The organism is Pseudomonas saudiphocaensis (assembly GCF_000756775.1).
Lineage (GTDB): Bacteria > Pseudomonadota > Gammaproteobacteria > Pseudomonadales > Pseudomonadaceae > Stutzerimonas > Stutzerimonas saudiphocaensis.
Genome location: NZ_CCSF01000001.1, coordinates 630,727 through 648,553 on the forward strand (window position 1 = coordinate 630,727; position 17,827 = coordinate 648,553).

General features: G+C 59.0%; 16 protein-coding genes and 3 pseudogenes. 9 read left to right on the plus strand and 10 right to left on the minus strand.

The features are described from left to right. Positions 1–10 precede the first annotated feature (10 nt). The 6 genes from BN1079_RS03045 (at position 11) to BN1079_RS03070 (ending at position 4,446) form a co-directional block, all read left to right on the plus strand. Entirely contained in the window at positions 11–805 is a 795-nt protein-coding gene (locus BN1079_RS03045; protein WP_037022202.1) for an SDR family NAD(P)-dependent oxidoreductase, read from the plus strand. Continuing rightward, positions 789–1,094, plus strand: a complete 306-nt coding sequence (locus BN1079_RS03050; protein ID WP_231850760.1) for a DUF2218 domain-containing protein — start codon at positions 789–791, stop codon at positions 1,092–1,094. Before BN1079_RS03045 ends, BN1079_RS03050 begins: the two co-directional genes overlap by 17 nt. 37 nt (positions 1,095–1,131) lie before the next feature. Continuing rightward, positions 1,132–1,653, plus strand: coding sequence for a cytochrome b (locus BN1079_RS03055; protein WP_171819279.1), 522 nt, complete (start codon positions 1,132–1,134; stop codon positions 1,651–1,653). 109 nt (positions 1,654–1,762) lie between these two features. Then, the gene (nfuA, locus tag BN1079_RS03060; RefSeq protein ID WP_037022203.1) at positions 1,763–2,347 is read left to right on the plus strand and encodes a Fe-S biogenesis protein NfuA; all 585 of its coding nucleotides are present in this window, start codon (positions 1,763–1,765) and stop codon (positions 2,345–2,347) included. 138 nt (positions 2,348–2,485) lie between these two features. Continuing rightward, positions 2,486–3,469, plus strand: coding sequence for a response regulator (locus tag BN1079_RS03065; RefSeq protein ID WP_037022204.1), 984 nt, complete (start codon positions 2,486–2,488; stop codon positions 3,467–3,469). Positions 3,470–3,471: 2 nt separating this feature from the next. Then, on the plus strand, positions 3,472–4,446 hold the full coding sequence (locus BN1079_RS03070) for a sensor domain-containing diguanylate cyclase (protein WP_037022205.1): 975 nt from the start codon (positions 3,472–3,474) through the stop codon (positions 4,444–4,446). 12 nt (positions 4,447–4,458) lie between these two features. On the opposite strand, the gene BN1079_RS03075 is transcribed toward BN1079_RS03070, so the two are convergent. The 7 genes and pseudogenes from BN1079_RS03075 to BN1079_RS17935 all read right to left on the minus strand — a co-directional run. Continuing rightward, positions 4,459–5,544: a DNA topoisomerase IB gene (locus BN1079_RS03075; protein ID WP_081950797.1), complete on the minus strand. Its 1,086-nt coding sequence runs from the start codon at positions 5,542–5,544 to the stop codon at positions 4,459–4,461. Between the two features lie 60 nt (positions 5,545–5,604). Further along, a complete protein-coding gene (locus BN1079_RS17685) occupies positions 5,605–5,769 on the minus strand; it encodes a hypothetical protein (RefSeq protein ID WP_171819280.1) in 165 nt (54 codons plus the stop codon). 79 nt (positions 5,770–5,848) lie between these two features. Next, positions 5,849–6,541 carry a YetF domain-containing protein gene (locus BN1079_RS03080; protein ID WP_037022206.1) on the minus strand — a complete coding sequence of 231 codons (693 nt, stop codon included), beginning with the start codon at positions 6,539–6,541 and terminating at the stop codon, positions 5,849–5,851. Positions 6,542–6,614: 73 nt separating this feature from the next. Further along, the gene (locus BN1079_RS03085; protein WP_037022207.1) at positions 6,615–6,896 is read right to left on the minus strand and encodes a hypothetical protein; all 282 of its coding nucleotides are present in this window, start codon (positions 6,894–6,896) and stop codon (positions 6,615–6,617) included. A gap of 124 nt (positions 6,897–7,020) precedes the next feature. Continuing rightward, positions 7,021–7,290, minus strand: a complete 270-nt coding sequence (locus BN1079_RS03090) for a hypothetical protein (RefSeq protein ID WP_037022208.1) — start codon at positions 7,288–7,290, stop codon at positions 7,021–7,023. Between the two features lie 358 nt (positions 7,291–7,648). After that, complete coding sequence (locus tag BN1079_RS17930) at positions 7,649–8,383, minus strand: methyl-accepting chemotaxis protein (RefSeq protein ID WP_414860256.1); 735 nt, start codon at positions 8,381–8,383, stop codon at positions 7,649–7,651. A gap of 123 nt (positions 8,384–8,506) precedes the next feature. After that, positions 8,507–9,283: pseudogene (locus BN1079_RS17935) on the minus strand (cache domain-containing protein); the annotation flags it as partial. Positions 9,284–9,559: 276 nt separating this feature from the next. Between BN1079_RS17935 and BN1079_RS03100 the strand changes: the two are divergent. Further along, a complete protein-coding gene (locus BN1079_RS03100) occupies positions 9,560–10,390 on the plus strand; it encodes an undecaprenyl-diphosphate phosphatase (protein WP_037022211.1) in 831 nt (276 codons plus the stop codon). Positions 10,391–10,465: 75 nt separating this feature from the next. Here BN1079_RS03100 and putA read toward each other — a convergent pair whose 3' ends face one another. Then, on the minus strand, positions 10,466–14,413 hold the full coding sequence (gene putA / locus BN1079_RS03105; RefSeq protein ID WP_037022213.1) for a trifunctional transcriptional regulator/proline dehydrogenase/L-glutamate gamma-semialdehyde dehydrogenase: 3,948 nt from the start codon (positions 14,411–14,413) through the stop codon (positions 10,466–10,468). Between the two features lie 167 nt (positions 14,414–14,580). On the opposite strand from putA, the gene BN1079_RS03110 reads away from it, so the two are divergent. Both BN1079_RS03110 and hemH read left to right on the plus strand, forming a co-directional pair. After that, positions 14,581–14,787 (plus strand): hypothetical protein, encoded by a 207-nt coding sequence (locus tag BN1079_RS03110; protein WP_171819281.1) that lies wholly within the window; start codon positions 14,581–14,583, stop codon positions 14,785–14,787. Positions 14,788–15,052: 265 nt separating this feature from the next. After that, positions 15,053–16,075 (plus strand): ferrochelatase, encoded by a 1,023-nt coding sequence (hemH, locus tag BN1079_RS03115; protein WP_037022214.1) that lies wholly within the window; start codon positions 15,053–15,055, stop codon positions 16,073–16,075. Between the two features lie 66 nt (positions 16,076–16,141). Here hemH and BN1079_RS18075 read toward each other — a convergent pair. Together BN1079_RS18075 and BN1079_RS18080 are read right to left on the minus strand one after the other, a co-directional pair. Further along, a pseudogene (locus BN1079_RS18075) lies at positions 16,142–17,146 on the minus strand (diguanylate cyclase domain-containing protein); the annotation flags it as partial. Further along, a pseudogene (locus BN1079_RS18080) lies at positions 17,120–17,653 on the minus strand (LytS/YhcK type 5TM receptor domain-containing protein); the annotation flags it as partial. The pseudogenes BN1079_RS18075 and BN1079_RS18080, both read right to left, overlap by 27 nt. Positions 17,654–17,827: the final 174 nt, after the last annotated feature.

Sequence of the window (17,827 nt, forward strand, 5' to 3'; positions counted from 1 at the left end):
GAGACAAGACATGCAAATTGATCTTTCCGGCAAGATAGCCATCGTAACCGGCTCCACTGATGGTGTTGGACTGGCTATCGCCACGGGGCTGGCCAGAGCCGGCGCCAGTCTGGTGCTGGTAGGGCGTGAGCAGAGTCGAATCGACGCAGCGCTGGCCAGGCTCAGGGCTGACAGCGGACGAGACGATGCAGTGGGCGTGGTCGCCGATGCAGGTACTAGCGAAGGCTGCAAGGCGTTGATCGCCGCTCAGCCAGAGGCGGACATCCTGGTCAATAACCTCGGCATCTATGGCGTCAGGCCTTTTTTCGATATCGCCGATGATGAATGGGAACAGATCTTCCAGGTCAACGTGCTTAGCGGCGTTCGCCTGGCACGTCATTACGCGAAGGGCATGCAGGCCAGGGGGTGGGGGAGAATTCAGTTCATTTCCAGCGAATCGGCTCTGAACATCCCGACGGAAATGGTCCACTACGGCGTCAGCAAGGCAGCCCTGCAGGGTCTCTCACGCGGGCTGGCCAAGGTGCTAGCCGGCAGCGGGGTCACCGTGAACAGCATTCTTCCCGGTCCGACCCGCACCAGTGGTGCGCTGGCGATGATCGGCAGCATGGCCAAGGAGCGGGGCGTTTCTGTGAGCGAGATGGAGGCGTTGTTCCTCCAAGAAAATCGCCCGTCGACCCTGCTCCGGCGCTTCGCCACTCCCGAGGAAGTTGCCAATCTCTGTGTCTATGCGGCTTCGCCGCAGGCCAGTGCAACCACAGGCGCGGCCTTACGCGTCGAAGGAGGCATCGTTGAAAGCATCGCATGAACATCTGCCGCAGCTGAAAAAGGCAGGGGCCATAGTCGCGACCGACAACCCTTCGCGGTTGATCAACCGCCTCTGCAAGCACTGGAGCCACAAGTTTCCCGTGCGTCACGACGAGCGCGAGGGCGAGGGCGAGATCGAGCTGAGCATCGGCTTTTGCCGTTTGAGTGCCGTGGAGGGCGGACTGAACGTCTTTCTGGAGTCCGAAAATCTTGAACAACTGCAACAGGTGGTTGCCGACCATCTGCAGCGGATGGCTTCTGGCGAAACCCTGAGTTTCGACTGGCACTGATGATTATTTAAAGCAAAGGGATAAGGAGTACGTGAATATGATCCATGACTCGAAAGAGCGCTATGGAAGCATAAGCAAATGGCTGCACTGGCTTATGGGTGGGCTGATTCTCTGGCAGTTCCTGAAGTTTTTCGATCGCATCAATGACGGCGAACATTGGATCGGCCAGACGCTGGTCCCTTGGCATATCTCCATCGGCGCGCTGCTGCTGGTGCTGGTTGCGGTGCGCATCTTCTGGGCCTTGGGTCAGCTGAAACAGCGCCCCAGGCATGACCCGGCCACGGCTTTTATGGTCAAGGCAGGGCACCTGGCGCTCTACCTCGGCATGGCGCTGCTGCCGATCACCGGGATACTGACCATGATCGGCAACGGTTATGGCTTGAAAGTATTCGGTGTGCAGCTGGTAGCCAAAGGTCCGGAAATCGCTTGGGCGGCGAGCCTTGGCGGCCTGCATTCGCCGCTGGCCTGGATCACGCTCCTGCTGGTAATCGGCCACGTCGGCATGGCGCTGCTGCACCATTTCGTCAAACGCGACGATGTCCTGCGGCGGATGCTGTAACCGAAAACTGGCGTGCCGTCGCCCCAATATATTGTCCTACTAAGATACTGGGACTTTTTCCGGCGCAGTGGTTGGCGTACACTGCGCTTCATGTATGAGAGGAGTTCCCATGAGCGCCATTACCATCACCGACGCTGCACACGATTATTTGGCGGATCTGCTGGAAAAGCAGAACACCACAGGTATCGGCATCCGGGTTTTTATCACTCAGCCGGGCACGCCCTACGCTGAAACCTGCATTGCTTATTGCAAGCCGGGTGAAGAAAAGCCCGACGATATCCCACTTGCCCTGAAAAGCTTTACCGCTTGGATCGACGGCGTCAGCGAGCCATTTCTGGAAGATGCGCTGGTCGATTACGCCACTGACCGTATGGGCGGGCAGCTGACTATCAAGGCGCCCAACGCCAAGGTGCCGATGGTCAATGAAGACAGCCCGTTGAACGAGCGCATCAACTACTACCTGCAGACTGAAATCAATCCCGGTCTTGCCAGCCACGGCGGTCAGGTAACGCTGATCGATGTGGTTGATGAAGGTATTGCAGTATTGCAGTTTGGCGGTGGTTGCCAGGGCTGCGGTCAGGCGGATGTCACGCTCAAGGAAGGCATTGAGAAGACGCTGCTGGAGCGAATTCCCGAGCTCAAGGGCGTGCGCGACGTGACCGACCATAGCAACCGTGAAAACGCCTACTATTGATGCAAATCGGCCATTCTAGCGGCTCATTTCGTTAGTTTTTGGCAAAGTGCCACTATTTAGTAGGGTGTCCACCACAGCGCTCATTTGCTGAGATAAGCTCTCCAGAGTCGGCAATCTGGATAGCTAAGCGAGCGCTACATGCCAGCCGTTTCTCTACTGATTTGTGATGACTCCAACCTGGCGCGCAAGCAGCTGTTGCGTGCGCTGCCGGCCGCCTGGCCTTTGGACATTCATCAGGCCGCCGGTGGCCGCGAAGCACTGGCGCGGATTCGTCAGGGCGGCATCGATATTCTTTTGCTCGACCTCACCATGCCCGACATGGACGGTTATCAGCTGCTGGCCGAGCTGCGTGCCGACTCGCTCGAGTGCAAGGTCATCGTGGTTTCAGCGGATATTCAGGACGAGGCGGTGCGTCGGGTTCTGGAGCTTGGCGCGGTGGCCTTTATCCGCAAACCTGCCGACCCCGTACATTTGCAACAAACCCTTGCCAGCCTTGGTTTGATTGACGGCGAACTGTCGATGCTCGGTATCCGAGAGTCGGGCGAGGTAGAGTTTCGTGACGCCTTTCGCGAGGTTGTAAATATTGCGATGGGCCGGGCGGCAGCCTTGCTGGCAAAGGTGCTTGGGGTATTTGTGCAGCTGCCTATACCAAACGTAAATGTTCTTGAGGTCGGCGAGCTGCATATGGCGCTTGCCGATGCGGGGCAGAGCAACAGGCTTACGGCGGTCTGCCAGGGATACATCGGCGGTGGCATCGCCGGCGAAGCGCTGCTGATCTTTCACGACTCCGAAGTGGCCGAAATGGCCAGGCTGATGCGCACCACCGAGTACCGCGAACCGGAAATGCTGCTTGATCTGTCGAGCCTGCTGATCAGCGCCTGCCTTAGCGGTATTGCCGAGCAGATCGACGTGGTGTTTTCCCAGGGACATCCCCAGGTGCTGGGCCAGCATGCGTCTATCAACGAGTTGATTCGCCTCAACCAGCAACGCTGGGAGAGCACGCTGGCGGTAGAAATCAGCTACAGCCTTGAGGGACATGACGTCCATTTCGATCTCTTGCTGCTGTTCACCGAGGATTCGGTTGAGCTGCTGTCTCGTAAACTCGCCTACCTGATGAGCTGAGCATGACCGACTCGATCAAAGTGAGTGAGCTGCATTGGCTGCTGGCAATCGTCCAGAATATCGATGTCGGCGTCGTAGTGCTGGATCGAGACTATCGGGTGGATGTCTGGAACACCTTTATGCAAAACCGTTCCGGCTACATGCCGGACGAAGCCAGGAAGCGGTCGTTTTTCGAGTTGTTTCCTGAGGTGGACGAAGCCTGGTTCCGGCGCAAGGTGGAAAACGTCGTAGCGCTTGGTACGCCGTCCTTCACCGTATGGGAGCAGCGCCCTTATCTGCTGCGCTTCAAGAACTACCAGCCCATCACCGGGTTGGAAGAATTCATGTACCAGAACACCACATTGCTGCCGTTGAAGAGCGTCAGCGGGGCGATCGAGCAGGTTTGCCTGATTATCTATGACGTGACTGACGTAGCGACTAACCGGTATCAGCTGCAGGCCGCGAATCAGGAGTTGCAGCGGCTCTCCAGCACGGATCGTCTGACCGGTTTGTTCAACCGCGGGCATTGGGAGGAGATACTGTGTCAGGACTACGCCCGGCATCGGCGCTACGCTGGCAACTCCGCCCTGGTGATGTGCGATATCGATCACTTCAAGCAGATCAACGACACTTACGGCCATCAGGTCGGCGACGGGGTGATTCAGCATACCGCCAAGCTGATTCGGCAGAATATCCGGGATTCCGATGTCGCTGGGCGCTACGGTGGCGAAGAGTTCGTGATTCTGCAGCCGGACACTGACAGCGAGGGTGCGATGGTTTTTGCCGAGCGCTTGCGCCTGGCCATCGAAGCCTCTGAGCTGAAGCTTGAAGGGCATAGCATCCGCTTCACCATCAGCTTGGGCATTGCCGACCTTACTCAGCCTTCCAGTGACCATTCACAGCTGATCAAGTGGGCCGACTCGGCTTTGTATATCTCCAAGTCTGCCGGTCGCAACCGCGTAACCCTGTATCTTGCAGACTCCGGAGCAGGGGCGTAACGCCAAGGATGCCTACTGGACCTTGCTCTGGAGGAAGCGTAGCAGTGCAGCTTCTTCGGCGCTCAGCCATTTGCGCTTGCGAGCGGCACGCAGACTGGCCAATGCGCCTTCACTGAAGGCTTGGAGAATCGCCGGGTGGATATAGCACTGGCGGCAGACCGCCGGTGTATTGCCCAGCTGACTGGCGACCTGCTTGACCGTCGCGACCAGGTTCTGCCGCGCAACTGTTTCGGGCAGGTGTTCCAGCCGGCGCAGATGCTCCAATGCCAGCGCACTGCCGGCCCAGGTTCGGTAATCCTTGGCCGTGAAGTCTCGCCCGGTCATTTCTCGCAGGTAGAGATTCACGTCATTGGAGCTCACGCTCCGGCGCTGGCCGTCATCGTCCAGATATTGGAACAGTTGTTGTCCGGGCAGCTCCATGCAGCGACGCATGAGTCTCGCAAGGCGGCGATCACGCAGGGTGACCTTGTGCTCAACGCCACTTTTGCCGCGAAAGTGGAAGTGGATGGAAGCACCGCGAATATCCACGTGGCGGGTACGCAAGGTCGTCAGCCCGTAGGAGCGGTTGCTGCGCGCATAACGCGGGTTGCCGATGCGGATCAGCGTGGATTCGAGCAGCATCACCACCAGGGCCATGACCTTTTCGCGCGGCACGCCGGGAAGCGCCAGATGCTTTTCCAGACGGGCGCGCAGCCGTGGCAGGGCCTGGCCGAACTCGAGCATGCGCTCATACTTGTTGCTGTCCCGGATTTCTCGCCAGCGGAGGTGGTAGCGATACTGTTTGCGTCCGCGCGCATCACGCCCGGTTGCTTGCAAGTGGCCTTGAGGATCAGGACAGATCCATACATCTGTATACGCTGGAGGAATCGCCAGCTTGTTGATTCGCTGGATTACCTCCGGATCGCGGATACGCTCACCGTCGGGCATAAAGTAGACAAACTTGCCGCGTAGCCGCTTGCGGCTGATACCGGCTTCGCCATCGTTGACGTAGCGCAGGTCGGGTGGCAGAGGCGGGCACGCCGCCGAGTTGATTTCTTCCGGTTCGGTGCAGAGGGGTGGCTCGGGAGGCGTAGTGCGCTGATTTTCCTGAAAGAGCATATCTACGCCTCCTTGAGCAGAGATTCGGTTCGTCAGGCTTGGCTCGTGCTGCCTGTCGCCTCAGCTTTCCTTTTCCGGGCTGTTGCGCATAAGCAATCTGATCGCTGCAACCAGCTCATCAATGGCCTCACGATAGAGTGCCGGATCGGCGCTGGTTTCGGCGTGGTCGGCATGTTTGCGTGCGGTTTCCAAGTGCTCGTTTATTGCTGAGTAATCGCCAATCATGAGTGCTGCCTCCGGGTCGCTAAGAAAGAGCTTGTCTGTTGTACGGACAGGTATGTGGAGCGTCGGTTCGTCCCGCCTGTCAATGTGTGCGCTGTGTGTTCAGTGCCAGGCTCCAATGGGCGTTTTGGCAACGCGGGCAGGTGGCCTCCTGCTCGTTTTCGAGACGTTGGGTGAAGCCGCAGCGGCTGCACGCATAAATGGCGCCGCTCGGAACTCGTCGAAAAATCGGATTGTGCTCTGGCGGTAGTACCGACAAGCCTGGGCGTACTTCGTCCGGCTCGGCGTAATAGAGACTGACATCGCCGTCGGTTTCCACGATGCCCAGGCGTACCTGGCCCAAGTGCTCCACGCCTTGCTGGCGCAGCTCCATGAAAAATTCGTCAGATGAAATATTCAGTCGATCGAGGCTGTTGAGCTCGTACAGGCCGTTCTTGATGATCGTGATCGGCTTGCCCTCCATCCAGTTCGCCAGCCTCGGGTTCTGCGCCATCGCCCACATGGTTAAGCGATAGAGTAGGAGCAGGGTGACGAAAACCGTAAGGATGGGCAGCAGCGGCTCATCTTCGTTGAAAGAGACGTCACCTGCAGCTGAACCCAGAGTCAGAATCACCACCAGCTCGAATAGCGACAACTGGCGAATACCGCGACGGCCACTGATTTTCAGAAAAAGGAACACTGCTACGTAGGCGAAAAACGCCCGCAGCACAACTTCGGCAACGAATAGCAGGGGAAGCTCGTCCAGCCATATGCGCTGCCAGTCGAAGGGGCTCATGTCGAGTCACTCTACGATGGATTTAACCGAGCGGATTGAGGAGGTGGCTGAGAATTGCAGCTTCCTTCCGCCATCACTGTGCTGCAGCTACCTCGAATTCTAGGTCGACGCCGTCACCACTGCCGTCTCCGACCACCGAGCCAACCACTGGCTTGTGTGTCACCTCACGGCCCGGATAGTGCTCGCTCAGCTTTTCCAGCGCAACTTCGCCGACCTGGTTGATCAGGCTGGTGAATTGCGCGTCGCGAGGGATGATGAACTTAAGCGTGATGAGGTGTGCTTGCGGGCCTTCGGGCAAGTTCGCCAGGCCGCTGCTGTGCCACTGGTCGTTGACGTAGGCTTCGGCGCCTTTCATGAGTTGCTCCTTTCTGTCGAGGTACAGAGTGGGACCATGAAACGCCGCGTTCGATCAATTGCCGAAGGGCTGGCACAAAAAAGGCCCGGCGCTTGCGCAGCCGGGCCTTCGGTATATCGGGGCCTTATTCCGGCATCTGCCAAGGTGCGAGATTCGCGCCCTTGCTGCTCAGGTCGGCACGTGCCTGTTCCAGAGTCTGTCCGAGCTTGACCGGATCGGTATAGACGCTGCTGGACAGTTTGCAGTGGCCTAGGGTGCGGGACTCGCTTTCATCGACGACGGTGATGCTGAGCTCGCCGTTGCCTTCGAGCAGCGTCCAGGCTACGCAATGGAATGGCTTGAATGCGCGGTCAGTGATCAAAAGGGCGTCATTGAAGCGAAGAGGGCTGTTCATGGGGCAGTGTCTCTCTGTGTGATACCCGGAAACGAAAGTTGTCCAGGCGTCGGGCCGTCGCCGCTGGACTTACATAGCATTGATGTACGCAGGGGACAGGGAAGTCACATCGAAAGTTCGTAGTTGAGTCTGTGTTTTCAATTAGCCGAAGGTATAAGGTTTTTTGTAATTGAGTCGGTAGCTTTACTGAGTTGCTAACTTATTGATCTCATTAGATTTATATCTCTTCCGGGGTGTTTTAATCATCTCGCTTCGCTTGGGCTCCAAAACCTGGCGTGGCAATAGGTCGCGGTTATTCAGAGCAAAAAAAAACGGTCAAGCCCTGAAAGGCTCGACCGTTCTGTGTTGCCAGAAGATGTCAGACCTTGAACTGTCGGAGCAGACGGTTCAGCTGTTCAGCCAGCTCTCCCAGCTGCCTGCCGGCAGCGCTCGATTGCTCAGCAGCGTTGGTGCTTTCCTGGGCAAGACCAGCAGCCTGGGTGACGTTCTGGTTGATGTCTTCGACCACATGACTTTGCTGCAGCGTAGCGCTGGCGATCGACGAGTTGAGCCCCGAGAGATTGCGTAGCGACTGAGCAATCTGCCCAAGGCTTTCGCCGGCCTGGCTGGCCTGTTCGACAGTGGCCTGGGTGGCGCGATTGCTTTCCATGATCACGCTGACGGCGGCGCCGGAGTTCTTCTGCAGGCCCTCGATCATCGTATGGATTTCAGCTGTCGACTGCTGAGTGCGCTGTGCCAGCATGCGTACTTCATCAGCCACGACCGCAAAGCCACGACCCTGGTCACCGGCGCGTGCCGCTTCGATGGCGGCGTTGAGCGCCAGCAGGTTGGTCTGGTCGGCGATTGATCCAATGACTTCCAGGACCGAGCCGATCTTGGTGGTTTCATCGGCCAGGGACTGAATCACATCAACGGCCTGGCTGATGGTGCTGGACAACTGGTCGATCTGCTGCAGGCTGGCTTCGATGTTCTGCTGGCCAAGCCCTGCCTGGTTATCTGCCTCACCAACTTCGTTGGAGGCGTGTTCGGCGTTCTTCGCCACTTCCTGCACCGCGTAAGTCACCTCGTTCACGGCTGTGGCAACTAGCTCCATCTGCTGAAGCTGCTGCTGGCTTTGCTTGTGTGCCTGTTCGGCAAGCTTCCCCAGGGTTCCTGAAGATTGGTCCAGAGCGTTGGCCGTATTCGAGAGCTGGCCGATCAGCGTACGAAGCTTGCGGCTGAAGGTATTGAAGTCGCGGCCCAGTGCGGTCAACTCGTCGTTGCCGGAAACATCAAGCTCGCGTGTCAGGTCAGCCTCGCCGCTGGCGATATTGGCCATGGCCTGCATGGAGTGCCGCAGTGGTTGGGTAATACTGCGTATGAGAACGGCCACGATTACGGCCAGCAGCACGGCGATGGCCAAGCCAATCAAGGAGAAGCGAACCATGTAGCCCTGGAATTCCTTTTCCACATCGTCCACATAAATACCGGAACCGATGATCCAGCCCCAGGGCTTGAATAGTTCGACGTAGGAGATTTTCGGTACTGGGTTTTTCTCGCCAGGTTTGGCCCACTCGTATTCCACCAGTCCGGCACCCTGTTGACGGGCGACCTTGACCATCTCGTTGAAAAGTTCCTTTCCGTTCGGGTCTTTGGTCTTCGACAAGTCCTGACCGTCGAGCTCGGGCCGCATGGGATGCATCAGCATCGTCGGGCCCATGTCATTGATCCAGAAATAGTCATCCTCGCCATAGCGCAGGACCTTCACCTGTTCCATGGCGGCTTTTTGCGCATCGGCTTTGGACATGGCACCGCTGGCTTCAAGCTGCTGATAGTGACTGAGGATGCCCAGAGAGGTCTCGACGATGTTCTGGGTCATGAGCTGTTTGGCCTTGTACAGATCGCTGCGTACCTGCTGCATCATCAACATGCCAAGCAGGAATAGCATCGCCACGGCTACTAGCGGAATAAGCCAGAGACGCTTACTGATGGGAAAACTTCGCAGCATATTCATTTGTTTATGAACTCCTGTTAAAGCCTTTATTTCATTATTATCCGCGCGCTGGCATTCCAGGTACGTGGCACGCTGCCTCAGTGGGCTGGGGAACTGCCTGCTTTTTCATGGCATGTGGAGAGTATGTCGGCACATCGCTGAAAAAAATGAGCAGGGCACTGCAGCGAAGATGAATTTACTCGCTTGCGGTGGGTCAGAACTGCGCCGATCTGGCTATCGGGCATATACCTTTGTTGCATATTCAAATGCGGTGGCTGCATCGCTGATGGGGAATAGATGGATCTTTGGCTTGCTTTTCAGGCATTGATTTTAGGGGTAGTAGAGGGCATCACCGAGTTTCTCCCAATCTCCAGTACCGGGCACCAGATCATCGTCGCCGATCTGATTGGCTTCGGTGGTGAGCGGGCGTTAGCGTTCAATATCATCATCCAGCTTGGGGCCATTCTGGCCGTGGTCTGGGAATATCGAAGCAAGATATTCAGCGTGGTCGCAGGGTTGGCCACAGAAAAACCGGCGCAGAAATTCACCGTCAACCTGCTGGTCGCGTTCATGCCCGCTGTGGTGCTGGGTGTGGCGTTCGCCGACCTGATTCACGAATACCTGTTTAATCCGATTACCGTTGCCACTGCGCTGGTTATCGGTGGGGTGGTCATGCTCTGGGCGGAAAAGCGTCCGCATCGTATCCAGGCCGAAACCGTTGATGACATGCACTGGAGCCATGCGCTGAAGGTGGGCTTTGCCCAGTGTCTGGCCCTGGTGCCGGGAACCTCGCGTTCGGGCGCGACCATTATCGGCGGGCTGCTGTTCGGGCTGTCGCGCAAGGCGGCGACCGAGTTTTCCTTCTTCCTGGCCATGCCGACCATGGTCGGTGCCGCGGTTTATTCGGGCTACAAGTACCGGGAACTGTTCCAGCCAGGCGATTTCCCGGTGTTCGCCATTGGCTTCGTGGTTTCCTTTATCTTCGCCATGCTGGCCGTACGCGCCTTGCTGAAATTTATCGGCAACCACAGTTACGCGGCATTTGCCTGGTACCGAATCGCTTTCGGCCTCTTTATCCTGGCGACCTGGCAGTTCAGCATGATCGACTGGAGTACAGCTACCGGCTGATCTGCGGGCTACGTCTGACAGCAAGCTCTGGCTGGGCCAGCACGACCTACGCCGCAGGCTGCGCTCAACCGCCTGTTAACCAATGGTCATCAGGCTGGCGTTGCCTCCCGCGGCGGCGGTGTTGATGCTCAGGGCGCGTTCGATCAGCAGGCGCTCCAGCGGTATATCCGTTTCGCCAGGGGCCAGCCCTTGCAAGCCGATGAGAGGGCCGCTGCGTTCTGCAAGTTGCCGGCTGACATTGCGTAGTTGCTCGGGATCACCATGGTGCAGCACGCTATCGAAGCGTACGTCGTCCTGGGTCCAGTCGCTGACAAGCCTGATTCGCGCTTGAACCGGCTCCGGTAACCGCTCAAACAGAGAGTTGCCGAGCGGGTTCTGTGGCATCACGGCCTGGCTGCCGATGGCCAGTATGGCCGCCAGCTGAGTCAATAGATCCTGTTCGTTTTCAGCCAGGCACAGCACATGCTCGCGCGGGAGCAGGCTATAAGTGTTGCGCTCGCCGGTGGGGCCATTCAGCACGCGGGTGCTGCCACTCTGAGATTGCCCGCGATAGTGTTCGCAGAGGCTGGCCAATTCCGCCATTGCATTGTCCTGTGCCCATTGTTTGAACTGCCGGAAGGCCCTTTCCTGATCTTCATTGGCGATGAATTCTGGCGCGCTTTCGGTGCCGCCGAAGTCCAGCGCCCGACGCAGTGCGTCGTCAGGCCTGGCCGAAAGCAGGCGATACAGATACAACGGGCCGCCCGCCTTGGGGCCAGTGCCAGAAAGGCCCTCCCCACCGAAGGGCTGTACGCCGACCACCGCCCCAACGATGTTTCGATTGACGTAAAGGTTACCCACCCGGGCACGCTCGACAATCTTGGCGATCGTCTCGTCGATGCGCGTATGCACGCCGAGGGTCAAGCCATAGCCCGCGGCGTTGATCTGATCGAGCAGTGAGTCCAGCTCGGCGCGACAGTAACGCAGTATGTGCAGTACCGGGCCGAAGACCTCCTGTTGCAACTCATCGAGGCGCTCCAACTCGATCAGCGTCGGCACTACATAGGTGCCATGGGCGCATTCATGCTCATCGACGCGCGCCATCTGATGAACCGTTCGGCCCTTTTCACGCATGTTTTGCAGATGCCTTTCGATGGTTTCGCGCGCCTCCTGGTCGATGACCGGGCCGATATCCACCGACAGCCGTTGCGGGTTGCCCATTTGCGCCTCGGCCATGGCGCCCTTGAGCATGTTGATGATGCGTTCGGCTACCTCTTCCTGAACGCAGAGGACGCGCAGGGCGGAACAGCGTTGCCCGGCACTATCGAAAGCAGAGGCCAAGACATCCATGACGACCTGCTCGGTCAGGGCGGACGAGTCGACGATCATCGCGTTCTGCCCACCGGTTTCAGCGATCAGTGGAATGCTTCGACCATGCTCATCCAGGCGTCCGGCAATACTGCGTTGCAGGATCGAGGCGACCGCAGTAGAACCGGTAAACATCACCCCGCGTACTCGCTCGTCCGCCACCAGGCGTGCACCGACGGTTTCGCCACGGCCCGGTAGCAACTGCAGCGCGTCACGCGGAATGCCGGCCTCATGCAGGATCCGCACCCCCAGGGTTGCGATCAGTGGGGTCTGCTCGGCGGGCTTGGCCAGCACCGTATTGCCCGCGCCAAGGGCGGCGCAAATCTGCCCAGTGAAGATGGCCAGCGGGAAGTTCCAGGGGCTGATGCACACTACTGGCCCCAATGGAATGTGCGTGTCGTTGTCGAAGTTGCTGCGTACCTCGGCGCCATAAAAGCGCAGAAAGTCCACCGCTTCGCGGACTTCAGCGATGGCGTTGACGAAGGATTTGCCTGCCTCGCGGACCAGTACGCCGATCAGCTCATGAATTCTGCCTTCCATCAGCTCGGCCGCCCGCTCCAGGGCCGCGGCGCGCTCACTGGGTAGAGTCGCCTTCCATGTCTGCGCGCTTTCGGTGGCACAGCGAAGGGCGTTGTCCACATCCTCTTCGGTCGCCTCCTGCACTAGGCCCACCTGGTCACGGTGGTCAGCCGGGTTGAGCAGAGGCTCGGCAGTGCTCGCTCTGGGCTCCACATCGCTCAGCAGGGGCGCTGCGCTGTAAAGCTTGTGTGAGCAGGCGAGCAGGGCAGAAGAGAGCGAAGCCAGGCGCTGCTCGCTGGACAGGTCGATACCGCAAGAGTTGAGCCGTGCGTCGCCGTAAAGATGGCGAGGGAGTGGAATGCGCGGATGCGGCAGGCCCAGCGTGCCCTCAGCGGCCAGAAACTTTTCCACGCTGCTGACCGGGTCGGCCACCAACTCTTCGAGTGCGATGCTCTGGTCGGCGATGCGGTTGACGAAAGAGGTGTTGGCACCGTTTTCCAACAGGCGCCGCACCAGATAGGCCAGCAGCGTTTCATGGCTGCCTACAGGGGCGTAAATCCGGCATGGGCGGTTGAGACGGCTGCCTCCCTTGCCCACAACCTGTTCATAGAGAGGCTCGCCCATCCCGTGCAGACACTGGAATTCATACTGGCCGGCGTAGTAATTCTGCCCGGCGAGCTGGTAGACCGCCGCCAGGGTGTGGGCGTTATGTGTAGCGAACTGCGGATAGATCGACTCGGGTGCGGCCAGCAGCTTGCGCGCGCAGGCCAGAAAGGACACATCGGTATAGGCCTTGCGGGTGTAGACCGGATAACCCTCAAGGCCATTGATCTGAGCCAGTTTGATCTCACTGTCCCAGTAGGCGCCCTTGACCAGCCGGATCATCAGCCGATGCCGACTGCGTCTGGCCAGGTCGATCAGATATTCGACTACATAGGGGCAGCGCTTCTGATAGGCCTGGATAACGAAGCCGATGCCATTCCAGCCCGCCAGAGAAGGCTCAAAACAGAGACGCTCGAGCAGGTCCAGCGAAAGTTCGAGACGGTCGGCTTCTTCGGCATCGATATTGATGCCGATATCGTACTGTCGGGCCAGTTGCGTCAGAGACAGCAGGGTCGGGTAGAGCTCATCCATGACCCGCTCATACTGTGCACGGCTGTAGCGCGGGTGCAGCGCCGACAATTTGATGGAAATGCCGGGACCTTCATAGATGCCGCGTCCGTTCGATGCCTTGCCGATGGCGTGGATCGCCTGTTCGTAGGAAGCCAGATAGCGTCGTGCATCTTCGGCGGTCAGTGCAGCTTCGCCGAGCATGTCATATGAATAACGGAATCCCTTGGCTTCCATGGTCTGGGCGTTGGACAGCGCCTCGCCAATGGTTTCGCCGGTAACGAACTGCTCGCCCATCAGCCGCATCGCCATGTCCACGCCCTTGCGAATCAGCGGCTCGCCGCCCTTGCCGATCAGCCGGTTGAGCGAAGAGGTGAGGCCCGCCTCGTTGTGGGTGGCGACCAGCCGACCGGTCAGCATCAGGCCCCAAGTCGCGGCGTTGACGAATACCGACTGGCTGTTGCCCAGGTGCGGCTGCCAATTGCCGGTGCTGATCTTGTCGCGGATCAGTGCATCGCGGGTGCCTTTGTCCGGCACGCGCAGCAGGGCTTCGGCCAGGCACATCAGCGCCACGCCTTCCTGGGAAGACAGCGAAAACTCCTGCAGCAACCCCTGGACCAGCCCCTGGCGCCCGCCGGCGCTCTTGCGGTTGCGCAAGTTGCCGGCGATACGCATGGCCAGGCTGTGCGCGGCTGCAGCCTTGTCCGGAGCAAGCCGGGCCTGTTCCAGCAGGACCGGCACGGCTTCGGGTTCGGGGCGGCGATAGGCGGCGGTAATCGCGGAGCGCAGGATCGACTGAGGCAGGATGGCTTCGGCAAATTCCAGAAACGGTTGGCTGGCAGGCTCGCTGTCGAGTTCTGGGTCCTGATCGTCAGTGTCGAAGTGGCGCTTCTCGCTCAGCTCTCCGGTGCTGTCGAGTTGCTCGAGGAAATCAAAGACGGCCTGCCGGATCAGCCACTGTGGCGTGCGATCAAGCCTGCGAGCGGCTGCGGCGAGTCGCTCGCGAGTCGCATCATCGAGCCTGATGCCAAATGTGGTGATGCTCATGGTGGCTGCCCTCTATGGTCCTCAAAGAGAGCTTAGACCTTCCGCAAGGAGATTTTTGGTTAGCCTATAAACGGCATTCCAGACGCCATTGATGAAATATTTGCGCATATGGTCACGGTGGCTACGCTGAACCTACACGAGGCTGACAACAACAAGAGAGGCTCGCCATGATCAACCACCGAAATACTCAGGTCGTTGCATTCGAGTTGTGGCGCTTTTATGCGCATTGCGTCGCTGTCATCGTGGTTGCAGGAGCAGTGCTTATTGGCTTTCTGGTGTCCTGGACGCTGGCCTTGAAGGTTGGGGTGCTGCCGCTACTGGCCTTGTTGGTGGCCGACGTCATGGTGATGCGACGCGACGTCGATAACCCCTGAAAGGCAACTGCTGGAAACGCCGCGGCCAGGTGCGGCGAATGGACTCCACCGTATCTGGCAAATCCTCCTAGCACCATCGATGCAAAACCAGCCCATCTAAGGCTGCTACTCATCCCGCAACGACAGCTCTCACCAACCAAGTCCACCCTCTGGATTACCCCTGCGGGTAGCATCCAGGCGCCTCGCTCGGGCAGTATAGCGCCGCCGCCCAGCCAACTCCGGATGTCGCGGCACGATCCTCCAACATGAAAGTAGAGAATGTCGCATGACTGAGCAGGCGTTGTTACTGGTCAACCTGGGTTCACCGGCTTCCACCGATGTCGCAGATGTGCGTCGTTATCTCAATCAGTTCCTTATGGATCCCTATGTCGTCGATCTGCCATGGCCGCTGCGTCGCCTGCTGGTGTCGCTGATTCTGGTCAAACGGCCAAAGGAGTCGGCCCATGCCTATGCCTCGATCTGGTGGCCGGAAGGCTCGCCTCTGGTGGTACTGAGCCAACGCCTGACCGAGGCTGTGCGCCCGTACTGGAGCGAAGGTCCGGTGGAGATGGCGATGCGTTACGGCGAGCCGTCGATCGAAGGTGCGTTGCTCAAGCTGGCCGGGCAGGGCATCCGCAAGGTGACCTTCGCCGCGCTGTATCCACAGTTTGCCGACAGCACCACAACGACAGCCATCGAGGAAGCACGGCGAGTCATTCGCGACAGGAAACTGGATATCCAGCTATCGATCCTGCAGCCTTTCTACGATCAGCCCGAATACCTTGACGCTCTGGTGGATAGTGCCAAACCATATCTGCAGGACTTCGACCATCTGCTGCTGAGTTTCCACGGTTTGCCCGAGCGGCACCTGCACAAGACCGACCCGACCGGTTCGCACTGCCTGAAAGGTGCCGACTGCTGCCAGCGGGCCGAAGGCGCGGTACTTGCCAACTGCTACCGTGCGCAATGCATGCAGAGCAGCGCGTGGTTCGCCGAGCGTGCCGGGCTGCAGCCAAACCAATGGTCGGTCTCTTTTCAGTCGCGCTTGGGCCGGGCCAAGTGGATCGAGCCTTACACTGAGGAGCAGCTGGAGGCCCTTGCAGCCAAGGGTGTGAAGAAGCTCCTGGTGATGTGCCCTGCTTTCGTCGCCGACTGCATCGAGACGCTGGAGGAAATCGGTGATCGTGGGCGCGAACAGTTCATCGCCGCTGGCGGAACAGATTTGCAGCTGATTCCTTGCCTGAACACCCATGAGAGCTGGGTGCAGGCACTTGTCACCCTGTGCCGCCGCGCGCCGCAGGAGCTATAGCGCTGGACGGTTCCTAGGCCAAACTGGCTTGGTCTACGAACCGGCCGCACATTATGGTGGCCCGTTTTCCAGCTCCAACTGCTGCTGCAAGTCATCCTGTAAGGCCGAGTCGTAGAAGCGCAGCGCGTTCTTGCCGTTGTTTTTTGCTTCGTACATCGACAGGTCGGCGCGCTTCATCAGCTCTTCGGCGCTGACGTCTGCCCCGCAAAACAGTGCGATGCCGATGCTGGCGCTGCTGTATAGCATTTCGTCTGCCAGGGGATAGGGCGTCGCCAGGGCTGCGAGCAACTTGTCGCCGATCAGCTGCGCCTGTTCGACGGCTACCTCAGGCTGGCTATCAAGCTCTTCGAGCATCACCACGAACTCGTCGCCGCCCAACCGTGCCACAGTGTCGCTGCCGCGTACTCCACTGCACAGGCGCTGTGCAGCCTGCTGCAGAAACAGGTCGCCTACCGGGTGACCGTGGGCATCATTGATGTGCTTGAAATTGTCCAGGTCGATAAACATCAGGGCACCGTGGCAGCCCCGGCGCGCACTGGTCGCCAGTGCCTGTTGCAGGCGATCAAGCAGCAGGCGACGGTTGGGCAGGTTGGTCAGCAAATCATAGAAGGCCAGTTGCTGGATGCGTTCCTCGGCGGTTTTGCGCAGCGTGATATCACGCAGGACGGCAACCACGGCGCGTTTGCTGTCTGCGGGTGTTTCCAGGCGCTGAATGTGAACGTCGTAGAACTTCTGGCCGTCTTCGGTGAGGTAGGGGAACTCCAGCGCTTGCGGCACGTTGCTGGTCAGGGCGAGCTGAATGGTGGCCCTCAAGCGCTCCGAATCCTCCGGGCTCAGGGCCTGATGCGCACACTCGTTGGACAGCACATGGCAGCTGGCAAAATCCGGCCCGGCCCCGGACGAGACGACTTCCAGATTGCGACCTTCCTCGTCAATGACCAGCAGCAGATCCGGAATGGCCCGGGTGATCGCGCTCAAGCGTGCTTCGCTGGCTCGTAGCGCCTTTTGCGCAAGGTGACGACGCGAAAGATCATCGAGCAGCAGCCCGACCATCACGGTTGCCAGCGGCATGATCAGCAGAGTGGGCAAGGCCAGCTGCCCGATATTCAGGGAGGTTACCGAAGGCAGCGCAAGTAGTGAGAGCAGCGCGAGGCCATGCAGGATCAAGCCGAGGGTCAGCAGCGGCCAGAAGTCGATTTTCCACCAGCCGCGCTCACAGCCAAGCCGAAAACCAAGGCCCAGCAGTAACGGTACGGCGATATTAAACAGACCGATATAGCTGCCCGCGCCACCGAGCCAGAGTCGGTAACCGCCAGCCATTATGCCGGCAATCACTGCCGCCAGCGGCCCGCCAAAGATTCCGGCCATGCTGAGCACTGTCGCGCGATTGTCATAGATGACGCCCGGCTCCAGGGTGAAGGGCACCATCAAGCCGACCACACAGGCACCGCCGAACCAGAGTCCGGTAAGGATATGAGTTGCCGTCGGGTATTTGCCGGCCCAGTGATGGAGGGTAAAGCCGAGCAGCCAGCACAACGAGAGGAGCAGGGCGGCATTTTGCAGAAGCGTCAGGGCCATCACGGCACCTCGGATTGACTGACTGGCTTTATGACATCAGCTTATCCCATGACCTGTGCCATAGCATCTGCCAGCATTGATGGTTTTTCAGCGGCACGCTGCCAATACTATGGCACCCTTGTGCCCAACTGGCCTGGTGCAACCCGGCCAAGCCTTATTGCCGGAGCCGTTGCT

What these genes read in the sequence shown, in the direction of transcription:
- BN1079_RS03090 (WP_037022208.1), bottom strand. Translation starts at nt 7,290, where the DNA reads ATGAACAGCCCTCTTCGCTTCAATGACGCCCTTTTGATCACTGACCGC.
- BN1079_RS17930 (WP_414860256.1), bottom strand. Translation starts at nt 8,383, where the DNA reads ATGGAGCTAGTTGCCACAGCCGTGAACGAGGTGACTTACGCGGTGCAG.
- nfuA (WP_037022203.1), top strand. Translation starts at nt 1,763, where the DNA reads ATGAGCGCCATTACCATCACCGACGCTGCACACGATTATTTGGCGGAT.
- BN1079_RS03100 (WP_037022211.1), top strand. Translation starts at nt 9,560, where the DNA reads ATGGATCTTTGGCTTGCTTTTCAGGCATTGATTTTAGGGGTAGTAGAG.
- BN1079_RS03110 (WP_171819281.1), top strand. Translation starts at nt 14,581, where the DNA reads ATGATCAACCACCGAAATACTCAGGTCGTTGCATTCGAGTTGTGGCGC.
- BN1079_RS03075 (WP_081950797.1), bottom strand. Translation starts at nt 5,544, where the DNA reads ATGCTCTTTCAGGAAAATCAGCGCACTACGCCTCCCGAGCCACCCCTC.
- BN1079_RS17685 (WP_171819280.1), bottom strand. Translation starts at nt 5,769, where the DNA reads ATGATTGGCGATTACTCAGCAATAAACGAGCACTTGGAAACCGCACGC.
- BN1079_RS03085 (WP_037022207.1), bottom strand. Translation starts at nt 6,896, where the DNA reads ATGAAAGGCGCCGAAGCCTACGTCAACGACCAGTGGCACAGCAGCGGC.
- hemH (WP_037022214.1), top strand. Translation starts at nt 15,053, where the DNA reads ATGACTGAGCAGGCGTTGTTACTGGTCAACCTGGGTTCACCGGCTTCC.
- BN1079_RS03070 (WP_037022205.1), top strand. Translation starts at nt 3,472, where the DNA reads ATGACCGACTCGATCAAAGTGAGTGAGCTGCATTGGCTGCTGGCAATC.
- BN1079_RS03065 (WP_037022204.1), top strand. Translation starts at nt 2,486, where the DNA reads ATGCCAGCCGTTTCTCTACTGATTTGTGATGACTCCAACCTGGCGCGC.
- putA (WP_037022213.1), bottom strand. Translation starts at nt 14,413, where the DNA reads ATGAGCATCACCACATTTGGCATCAGGCTCGATGATGCGACTCGCGAG.
- BN1079_RS03080 (WP_037022206.1), bottom strand. Translation starts at nt 6,541, where the DNA reads ATGAGCCCCTTCGACTGGCAGCGCATATGGCTGGACGAGCTTCCCCTG.
- BN1079_RS03045 (WP_037022202.1), top strand. Translation starts at nt 11, where the DNA reads ATGCAAATTGATCTTTCCGGCAAGATAGCCATCGTAACCGGCTCCACT.
- BN1079_RS03055 (WP_171819279.1), top strand. Translation starts at nt 1,132, where the DNA reads ATGATCCATGACTCGAAAGAGCGCTATGGAAGCATAAGCAAATGGCTG.